The sequence below is a fragment of the Microbulbifer sp. genome, from assembly GCF_051659245.1.
Classification (GTDB): Bacteria; Pseudomonadota; Gammaproteobacteria; order Pseudomonadales; family Cellvibrionaceae; genus Microbulbifer.
The window spans coordinates 1-8,636 of the sequence record NZ_JBOFOC010000038.1 but is presented as its reverse complement, the minus strand read 5'-3'; the positions used below and the strand labels follow the sequence as shown (position 1 = coordinate 8,636).

The 8,636-nt window shown below is 61.8% G+C and carries 8 protein-coding genes and 1 riboswitch; all 8 genes read right to left on the bottom strand.

Translation table 11 applies throughout. The features are described 5' to 3' along the window. Positions 1–32 precede the first annotated feature (32 nt). A complete protein-coding gene (locus ACRC0P_RS04205; protein WP_438628535.1) occupies positions 33–1,061 on the bottom strand; it encodes a Vgb family protein in 1,029 nt (342 codons plus the stop codon). A gap of 177 nt (positions 1,062–1,238) precedes the next feature. Next, entirely contained in the window at positions 1,239–1,610 is a 372-nt protein-coding gene (locus ACRC0P_RS04200) for a c-type cytochrome (RefSeq protein WP_438628534.1), read from the bottom strand. Beyond that, on the bottom strand, positions 1,607–2,368 hold the full coding sequence (locus ACRC0P_RS04195; protein ID WP_438628533.1) for a HesA/MoeB/ThiF family protein: 762 nt from the start codon (positions 2,366–2,368) through the stop codon (positions 1,607–1,609). The genes ACRC0P_RS04200 and ACRC0P_RS04195 overlap by 4 nt, the downstream gene beginning before the upstream one ends. 4 nt (positions 2,369–2,372) lie before the next feature. Beyond that, a complete protein-coding gene (gene thiE / locus ACRC0P_RS04190; protein WP_438628532.1) occupies positions 2,373–3,902 on the bottom strand; it encodes a thiamine phosphate synthase in 1,530 nt (509 codons plus the stop codon). 8 nt (positions 3,903–3,910) lie between these two features. Then, the gene (locus ACRC0P_RS04185; protein ID WP_308368015.1) at positions 3,911–4,717 is read right to left on the bottom strand and encodes a thiazole synthase; all 807 of its coding nucleotides are present in this window, start codon (positions 4,715–4,717) and stop codon (positions 3,911–3,913) included. 2 nt (positions 4,718–4,719) lie between these two features. Next, entirely contained in the window at positions 4,720–4,920 is a 201-nt protein-coding gene (thiS, locus tag ACRC0P_RS04180; protein ID WP_438628531.1) for a sulfur carrier protein ThiS, read from the bottom strand. After that, positions 4,920–5,993, bottom strand: coding sequence for a glycine oxidase ThiO (thiO, locus tag ACRC0P_RS04175; protein WP_438628530.1), 1,074 nt, complete (start codon positions 5,991–5,993; stop codon positions 4,920–4,922). Before thiO ends, thiS begins: the two co-directional genes overlap by 1 nt. A 197-nt stretch (positions 5,994–6,190) precedes the next feature. After that, positions 6,191–8,101 (bottom strand): phosphomethylpyrimidine synthase ThiC, encoded by a 1,911-nt coding sequence (thiC, locus tag ACRC0P_RS04170; protein ID WP_438628529.1) that lies wholly within the window; start codon positions 8,099–8,101, stop codon positions 6,191–6,193. A gap of 81 nt (positions 8,102–8,182) precedes the next feature. Next, positions 8,183–8,281, bottom strand: a riboswitch (TPP riboswitch). Between the last annotated feature and the right edge of the window lie 355 nt (positions 8,282–8,636).

The following is an 8,636-nucleotide window of genomic DNA, read 5'->3' as shown; positions in this document are numbered from 1 at the left end:
GATCGGCCCTTGTTCGCGGGCATGGCCCGCTCCTACAGGGGTGAGTAGTTACGATTTGGCTTGCTTTTCGACAGATAGCCCGCGTCCACACCGAACCAGAAGCTGCCATCCGCCTTATTGAACATCATATGCCGCACGTTGCCGCCGCTGGGCACCTCGGTGGCGCTGATAAACTTTTCCGTCGCGGTATCGAAACCGAGAATGCGGTTGGGAATCACCCCGGTATCGGCGATCCACAGCCGGCCCTTGTCGTCCAGTGCGGTGCCGTAAGGGCGCGGCGTGGCTCCGGGAAGGCGCCACTCGGTAAATTTGCCCGAGGCCGGGACGTAGCGGCCCAGGTAGCCGTCGGTGTAGTCCACATACCAGACGTTGCCGTCATCATCGATTTCCAGGCGGCGGGGCCGCGCCCCGGCTCGCGGCAGTGTTATCTCTGTCAGGGCGAGGGTTTTCGGATCCACCCGGGCCAGCTTGTTGGTGCCGAACAGCGCAATCCAGGGGCGGTTCTGTGCATCCATTTTTATGCCGTAGGGGCGCGTCTTTGCCGATTGCAGCTCCACCGCTTTCACTTCACCGGTTTTCACATCCAGCAGGCCGATGCGATTGCTGTGCTGGGCGGTAAACCAGATATTTCCCTCTCGGTTGAACACCATGGTGTGCGGGTCCTCGACTTCCTCGGGCATGGCAAAGCGACGGATTTCGCCACTCTGCGGATCGAGGCGGCCGATATGGGCGTTGCGGTTACCCGCGTACCAGACCCGGTCCTTATCGTCGACGATCAGGTTATGGGGATGGCTGCCATCGGGCACGGAGAATTTTTTGAACTCGCCGCTGGCGGGGGAAAAGCGGCCGATATAATTGCCGGACTGGCCGCAAAACCACACATCGCCATTGCTGTCCACAAAGGGATCTCGCGGGCGGCCGCCCCAGGGCACCTTCCATTCGCTGAGTGACAGCTTGTCCGGCGGCGGCTGTTCCCCGGCGGCGCCGGCGAAAGGAAAAAAACTCAGAAAAAACAGCGCGAAGGAAAAGATAGGACGATACAGCTGGGTAAAAGCAAACATATATTGCCTCCCGGTTGTTCAGAGGTTCTAACTGATCGGAGTGGCACTAAGTTAAGCAGAGATCCCTTGTAGGATGGGCAAAGCGTAGCGTGCCCATCTTCCGAGACCTTGATGGGCACGCTACGCTTTGCCCATCCTACAGGGGCTCGGATTTTCCGCTTAACTTTGTGCCATTCATCACTGATCCCCGTCTTCAGTCATAAAACGGATCAGCGCCGCGTACTCCTCCCGCGTACAGTCGAAGCAGAGGCCGCGGGGCGGCATAGCTTGGTAACCTTTTTCGACGTGAGTCACCAGGGTGTCCATGCCCTGTTCCAGACGCGGTGCCCAGGCATTGGTGTCGCCGGTGCGCGGTGCGCCGGCCACGCCAGTGGCGTGGCAGCTGTGGCAACTGCGCAAATAGATTTCCCGTATCTCTTCCCGGCTGGTGCGCGGGTTGTGTTCCGCCGCTGTGTTTACAGTCGGCTCATCCGGCGAGCAGGCGGTGGAAAGCAAAAGTAACGCCGCGACGAGGCAGTTCCTGCACATCTGTCTTCTGTACTCTGTCATCTGCCCTCTGCACCGCAAACCGGGCAGTCATTATCCCTTTGCAGTTGCAGCGACCGCAATTCCAGGGTCTCCGCCTCGAACAGCTGCAGCCGCCCGCGACTGGCCAGGGGCAGCCCCAGAATCCAGCGGATCGCCTCCAGCGCCTGCATGCTGCCGACAACACCCAGCGCCGGCCCCATCACCCCCGCTGTGGAACAGTTCTCCACCGCTTCTTCACTCTCCTGAGGAGGAAACAGGCAGGCATAGCAGGGCGAGGGATCGGATGAAAAATCGAAACTGACCAGTTGCCCGGAAAAGCCCCGCACCGAGGCCATAATCGCCGGCCGCCGGAATTCCCGGCACAGCCGGTTGACGGTATGGCGGATGGCCAGGTTGTCGGTGCAGTCGAGCACCAGGTCTATCGAGGGCAACTGGCTGCGCAGCCAGGGCTCGTCCGCCATACGCGCGTGGGCGTGCAGGCGGATTTCCGGATTGGCGGCGGTGAGTTGCTGCGCCGCGACCTGGGCCTTGTCTTTATCGCGATGATTGGTTTTGTAGAGTATCTGCCGCTGCAGGTTGGAAATTTCCACCTGGTCGCCATCCACCAGGTGGATTTCCCCCACGCCGGCCGCGGCCAGGTACAGGGCCGCCGGACTGCCGAGGCCGCCGAGACCGATGATCATCACCCGCGCCTGCGCCAGTTTTTCCTGCCCGGCCTCACCCACCTGGGACAGCATTATCTGGCGGCTGTAACGCTGTAACTGTTTGCGGTTCAACATGGAGCTATCCGTCTAAAAGGGCCTGGAACTGGCGCACCGCCTGCGCGCAATCGGCCGCCTGGGTAACGGCGGTGACCACCGCGATACTGCCCACACCGGAGGCCGCAACTTCCGGCGCGCGCTGCAAGTTGATACCGCCAATGGCCACCAGCGGATAATCCGGCAGCAGTGCGGCCATTCGCGCGAGTTTGTCCACGCCCTGCAGCTGCCCGCTCATATCCTTGGTACTGGTGGCGAAGATGGCGCCGATGGCCAGGTAGCTGGGGCGGTAGCGGTGGGCGCGCAGCAGCTCGTAAAAGCCGTGGGTGCTGATCCCCAGCTTCAAGCCTGCGTTTTTGATGGCCGCCAGGTCGGCGGTCTGCAAATCTTCCTGGCCCAGGTGCACGCCGTAGGCGCCGCAATTGATGGCCAGTTGCCAGTGATCGTTGATAAACAGGCGTAGATCGTATTCGCGGCCGATGGCCACGGCGCGTTCGATCTCCGCACGCAAATCCGTGTCGGGATTTTTGATCCTCAACTGTAGTGTGCGCACACCCAGCTTTGCCAGCCTTTCCAGCCAGTCCGTCGAGTCCACCACCGGGTAGAGTCCCAGGCGATTGCTGTCCGGCTGGGGGAAACCCTGTGCGAACCGCGCATTGGCCTCTTCGGAATAGCAGCCGTATTTTTTTGCCCGCTCCTCAGCGGGTAAAAGTACCTGCGGAAAATCCTCCAGTTCACCCGGCCAGCCGCAGTGGCCAACGGGGCCGGCGCCGCCGCCGATGTTTTCCCCGTTGCCGAGGCGAAGGCCCCGCTGCACGGTGGCCTTGGCCACCACACAGGCGTCGCGCAACGGGTAACCCAGCGCCATCGACGCGGCGATCGCGGAAGACAGGGTGCAGCCGGTGCCATGGGTGCAGCCGGAGGCAATTTTCCCACCGATCAACCAGTCCGCTTCCTCGCCGTCCCAGAGCAGGTCGGCCACTTCCCGGGGCACGATCTCGCTGTGACCACCGGTCACCAGGACCGCGGTACAGCCGCGGCTCTGCAACTGCCGGGCGGCAGCGGCGATCTGCTCCGCACCGCCCACTGGTGTGCCGGCCAGCCACTCCAGTTCGTGCAGGTTGGGAGTAATCAGGTCGCACAGGGGCAGGAGTTCCCGCAGCACCACTTCTCCGGTGGAGCCTTCGGTCAGCGCGGCGCCGCTGGTGGCGACGGCCACGGGGTCGTAGACGACCGGGACCTTTTTGATCTGTCTCAGGCCGCGCAGGAATTCCGACACCGCGGCGACCTGTTCGCCGTTGGCGAGCAACCCGATTTTGATGGCGGAGGGAAAGAGGTCCCGCTGCAGTGCCTGCAACTGGGAAAGCAGAATCTCCGGCGACACCGCATTGATCGCAGCCACCTCGCGGGTGTTCTGCGCGGTGTTGGCGGTAATCGCGGTGCAGCCGTGGCAGCCGAGATCGGCGAAGGTCAGCAGGTCCGCCTGGATACCTGCGCCGCCGCCGGAATCGCTGCCGGCGATGGACCAGACGATGGGTTTGCTTTTCATAGTCATTACAGCAGCTATTCCTGCAGTGCGTTATCCGCCTGCTGCCAGAATGGCATATCCAGCGTGGGAGTGCTGGGGCTGGCGGTCTGGCGTTTCAACATCAGCCCCGCACTGTAAGCGGTGCGCCCGGCTTCCACGGCGAGCCTGAAAGCCCGCGCCATATTCACCGGCTCCTGGGCCCGGGCGATGGCGGTGTTCAGCAGAACGGCATCGTAGCCCATTTCCATCGCCTCCGCCGCCTGGGAGGGCGCGCCGATACCGGCGTCGATAATCAGCGGCGTATCCGGCAGGCGCTCGCGCAGTGTCTGCAGATTGTATTTATTGAGCAATCCCTGGCCGGTGCCGATGGGCGCGCCCCAGGGCATCAGCACTTCGCAGCCCACATCCAGCAGCTTGCGGCACACCACCAGGTCGTCGGTGCAGTAGGGCAGAACTTTGAAACCGCGCCGCACCAGCTCCCTGGCCGCCTCCACCAGGCCGTAGGGGTCCGGCTGCAGGTTGTAATCGTCGCCGATCACTTCCAGTTTTAGCCAGTCAGTCTGGAAAATTTCCCGGGACATCTCCGCCAGCGCAATCACTTCCCGCGGGGTTTTGCAGCCGGCGGTATTGGGCAACAACTGGCAGCCGGATTCGCGAATGTAGTCCCAGAGCATTTTGCCCTGCTGTTGTTCCGGGCTCTGCCGGCGCAGGGACAGGGTGATGATCTGCGCACCGGAAGCTTCGACCGACTCGCGCATGATCGCCGGCGAGGGATACAGCGCGGTGCCGATCAGCAAGCGGCTGTCAAAGGTTGCGCCATAGAGTTTCAACAAATCCGCCATAGTCAACCACCCACCACTGGGGCGACGATATCCAGGGCGTCGCCATCGTTCAGCCGAGTCTCCCCGTAGTCTGCCCTGGGCACGAAATCCCCATTCAGGGCCACGGCAAACGCCTCACCCCTGTATCCCAGCCGTTGCAGCAGACTGGATAAATCCGTCGGCCGCTCCAGTTTTTCCACCTGCCCGTTGACTACCACTTGCATCAGGCCACCTGTAAACATTGTTGCATTACCAGTTTCTCTACACGCTCAACCAGCGCCGGCGCCAACAAATAGCCGTGCCGGTAGAGACCATTGACCCGCACCAGCCGCGATTCGCTGTGCACATGGGGGAGGTTGTCCATAGTGGCGGGACGGCAGTTGACCCGGGTTTCGACAACCCGCGCCTCGGCGAATGCCGGATGCAGCGAATAGAGCGCGGAGGACAGCTCCATCAGGGAGCGTACCGATACCGGCGACATATCCTCGCTTTCGATTTCCGTGGCGCCGATCACCGTCTGTCCCCCGCTCCGCGGCACCGCGTAGAGCTGGTAGCGCGGGTGCAGCAGGCGCACCGGCCGCTGCAACTGGACCTCGCGGGTTTCCACCACCAGCACTTCACCGCGCACGCCGCGCAGCCCTTCGAACTGCCCCTTTGCGCCGAGGCCGCGGCAGTCGATGACGCAGTCGAAACGCAGCTTGCCTTCTCCGTGCTCCACACAACCGGGGGTGCATTCCACCGGGGTGCGCTCGCGCAGGTGAACCCCCTGTTGCCGCAGAAGGTTCAACAGCACCGGCAACAGGCGGCGGTTGTCGATATCCCCCTCGCTCTCCAGGTACAGCCCCTGTTCGAAGTTTTCCAGGGCCGGCTCCAGTTGTTGCAGCTGACCCCTGTCCAGTGGGCGAACCTGAGCACTCTCATCGCCGTTCAGTTTGCCGGTTAACTCCCGTTGGAAGTGTTCCAGTTCACTTCTATCCCGCCCGTGCGCCACCAGCACACTGCCGGCGCGGCGAAACTCCACCGCCTTTCCGCTCTGTGCTTCCAGCTGCCGCGCCCAGTCGGGCCACAACTCCAGGCTGCGGACACCCAGGTCGTAGACTTCCCGCTGGCTGTGCACCAGTTCCGACAGCGGCGAGATCATCCCGGCGGCTGCCCAGCAGGCGCCACTCGGCACGGTGAAATCCCGCGCTTCAAACAGGGTGATATCGCAGTCGCGCTGCGCCAGCCGCCAAGCCAGCAGGCGGCCCATCAGACCGCCGCCGGCTATTGCGATGCGGGGGGAATTTTTATCTGTCACTAAACGTTTTCCGTTGGCCTCGATGTAGAATCCAACCACTTTGTAGGAGCCTGCTTGCAGGCGAAACCTACCGGGCTTTGTATTGGCCTCGTTGTTCGCCTGCAAGCAGGCTCCTACAGTTTTGACGGCGATAGGCAATTCGATGCGAAGGCCCTGATGCCGGGGAACCCGATAAAACTCACTGTGTGGAGGAGCCTTCAGCCCTTGTGGTACAGCTCGCTGCCCATATCCTTGAATTTGATCGCCATCTCCTCCATGCCCTTCTCCGCTTCCTGTTTGGCTGCATACTCCCGGACATCCTGAGTAATTTTCATGGAGCAGAACTTCGGCCCGCACATGGAACAGAAGTGCGCGACCTTGCCAGACTCTTTGGGAAGGGTCTCGTCGTGGTAGGTACGCGCGCGCTCCGGGTCCAGGCCCAGGTTGAACTGATCTTCCCAGCGGAACTCGAAACGCGCCTTCGACAGGGCATTGTCCCTCATTTGCGCCCTCGGATGTCCCTTGGCCAGGTCCGCGGCATGGGCAGCGATCTTATAGGCCATCAGTCCCTCTTTAACATCCTCTTTGTTGGGTAGCCCCAGGTGCTCCTTGGGAGTTACGTAGCACAGCATGGCGCAGCCATAAGTGCCGATCAGAGCTGCACCAATACCGGAGGTGATATGGTCGTAGCCGGGGGCGATATCGGTGGTCAGCGGGCCGAGGGTATAGAAAGGCGCGCCGTGGCAGTGTTTCAACTGCTCATCCATATTTTCCTTGATCTTGTGGATGGCTACATGGCCGGGGCCCTCGATCATGGTCTGCACGTCGTGCCGCCAGGCAATTTCGGTGAGTTCACCCAGTGTGTGCAGTTCGCCAAACTGGGCCTCGTCGTTGGCATCGGCGATGGAACCCGGGCGCAGGCCGTCACCGAGACTGAAGCTCACATCGTAGGCCTTCATGATTTCACAGATTTCCTCGAAATGGGTGTAGAGGAAATTCTCCCTGTGGTGGGCCAGGCACCACTTGGCCATAATGGAACCGCCTCGGGACACGATGCCGGTCACCCGCTTGGCGGTCATCGGCACATAGCGCAACAGCACACCCGCGTGAATGGTGAAGTAGTCCACGCCCTGCTCCGCCTGCTCGATCAGGGTATCGCGGAACACCTCCCAGTTGAGGTCCTCGGCGACGCCGTCGACTTTTTCCAGCGCCTGGTAGATGGGCACTGTGCCGATCGGGACCGGCGAATTGCGCAGTATCCACTCGCGGGTCTCGTGAATGTTCTGCCCGGTGGACAGATCCATCACCGTGTCCGCCCCCCACTTGGTCGACCACACCAGCTTTTCCACTTCCTCTTCAATGGAAGAGGTCACCGCGGAGTTACCGATATTCGCGTTGACCTTGCACAGGAAGTTGCGGCCGATAATCATCGGCTCCAGCTCCGGATGGTTGATATTGGCTGGAATAATCGCGCGGCCCTCGGCCACCTCGCGGCGCACGAACTCAGGGGTGATCTGCTCGGGAATATAGATTCCGTCGCGGGCCCTTTGATAGTGGGATTCCTTCAGCGCATCGGCGATCTGCGCGCGGCCCATATTTTCGCGCACAGCGATAAATTCCATTTCCGGGGTGACAATACCGCGACGCGCATAGTGCATCTGCGAGACATTCATACCCGCCATGGCGCGGCGCGGCGAAGGCAGGTTTTCGAAGCGGATATGATCCAGGCCGCTGTCCGCCATACGCTTCTGGCTGTAGGCGGCCTGGCGGGAGGTGAGCACCTCGGTATCGTCGCGCGCCTCGATCCAGGCCTGGCGCAACCTGGGTAGGCCCTCGCGCACATCAATCCTGTATTCCGGGTCCGAGTAGGGGCCGGAGGTGTCATACACCCGCAGCGGCGCGTTGGGCTCCAGTACCGGATTCTGCTCATCGCCGCCCACCACGCTGTCGCCGAGACAGATTTCCCGCACACCCACGCGAATATCCGGGGTTTCACCCTGCAGATAAACCTTGCGGGAGTTGGGGAAAGACTGCGCGGTGAGATTGTCCAGAAATGATTTGGCGGAATCGCGACTGGCGGCACGACTGGATTTGGCGGCGCGGGCGGGCTGATCGGTAACCTGAGACATGCTGACCCCTGTGGCTTGCGGAAGGTTGAACGCCGCAGTGCCCGGGGCAGACAGATTAAGAGAGAGGAGTCGCGACAAATGGCGACTTCAGATCTTGTTTCCTACGCGGGGATAACCCCGATCAGGTTCAACGGATCTCGCTACAGCGATCTCAGCCCACAGGCACTCCGACAAGTTGTGCCGCAGTATAGTAGATGCCCTTCGCCGTGAACAGGATGCCGGTGTATGGATTGTGAACTGGGGCGGGTATCCGGTCGGAAAGTCTGATCGCGGCCATGGGCCGCTCCTACAGGGAGGGAGTGAGATTATTTTGTAGGAGCGGCGGAGCGGCCATCCGCCCACGGCCGCGATTGCTCTTTGAACCAACCACTGCGTTGGCTACCGGCCCCGGTAGGCGCGGCCCATGGCCGCGATCGGGGTTGGGTTGTGGCTTTGAGATTGCGGTCCGCATACAGTGGGGGAGAGGCTGTTAACTTCCGCCTCGCCATCCCTGGCGCGACTTCTGTGTGTTAGATCCAACCCCGGCCCCTTCGGG

Coding starts and splice junctions, on each gene's coding strand:
- ACRC0P_RS04205 (WP_438628535.1), bottom strand. CDS start 1,061: ATGTTTGCTTTTACCCAGCTGTATCGTCCTATCTTTTCCTTCGCGCTG.
- ACRC0P_RS04200 (WP_438628534.1), bottom strand. CDS start 1,610: ATGACAGAGTACAGAAGACAGATGTGCAGGAACTGCCTCGTCGCGGCG.
- ACRC0P_RS04195 (WP_438628533.1), bottom strand. CDS start 2,368: ATGTTGAACCGCAAACAGTTACAGCGTTACAGCCGCCAGATAATGCTG.
- thiE (WP_438628532.1), bottom strand. CDS start 3,902: ATGACTATGAAAAGCAAACCCATCGTCTGGTCCATCGCCGGCAGCGAT.
- ACRC0P_RS04185 (WP_308368015.1), bottom strand. CDS start 4,717: ATGGCGGATTTGTTGAAACTCTATGGCGCAACCTTTGACAGCCGCTTG.
- thiS (WP_438628531.1), bottom strand. CDS start 4,920: ATGCAAGTGGTAGTCAACGGGCAGGTGGAAAAACTGGAGCGGCCGACG.
- thiC (WP_438628529.1), bottom strand. CDS start 8,101: ATGTCTCAGGTTACCGATCAGCCCGCCCGCGCCGCCAAATCCAGTCGT.